Annotated in this window: 1 protein-coding gene; it reads left to right on the top strand. The window is 66.2% G+C overall.

Annotated elements, in window-relative coordinates; translation table 11 throughout:
- Positions 1 to 607 (top strand): radical SAM protein (locus C7C46_RS33275; protein WP_146259329.1); only part of this gene is annotated, 607 nt, incomplete at both ends.

Genomic DNA, 607 nt, shown 5'->3' with positions numbered 1-607 from the left:
CTCAGCTGCGGAACTCAGGGCCTACGGCCAGTACAAGGTCTACCTCCTGGGTGGAGAGCCGACCACTCACCCTCAGTTCGGCGACATCCTCGACGTCTGCAAGGACCAGGGATACAAGGTCGTCCTGACCTCCAATGGCCTCATCGCCCCCAAGACCTGGCCGCTGCTGAAGGACCGGCTCGACTCGTTCTCCTTCTCCATGGACGGCGCCCACCAGGCGACTCACGAAGCGATGCGGGGCCCGAAGACCTGGCGCCCCCTTCTCGCGAGCATGAAGCACGCCGTCGCCGACGGCTTCCAGACCCGCGCCATCTTCACTGTCACCACCGCCAACCAAGCCGACGTGTTCGACGCCATCGACCTCGCTGACCACATCGGCCTGGAGATGCTCTCCTTCCACTACTTCACCCCCACCGGACTCGGACTGGACAAGCCCCACTTCCAGATCCCGCCCTCCGAATGGGCGGAGCTGTGCGTCCAGATCCGCCAGGCCGCAGCCGGCCGCCGTTTGCGCGTCTTCTACCCGCCCGCGTTCGTCACCGCAGACCAACTCCCCGCCCTGCGAGCCGCCGGATACGGCGGCTGCACCCTGAGTTCCGCAGCTGAG

Source organism: Streptomyces tateyamensis (genome assembly GCF_003205575.1).
Lineage (GTDB): Bacteria > Actinomycetota > Actinomycetes > Streptomycetales > Streptomycetaceae > Kitasatospora > Kitasatospora tateyamensis.
The sequence above is the reverse complement of the archived record's forward strand: the minus strand, read 5'-3'. Positions and strand labels throughout refer to the sequence as shown.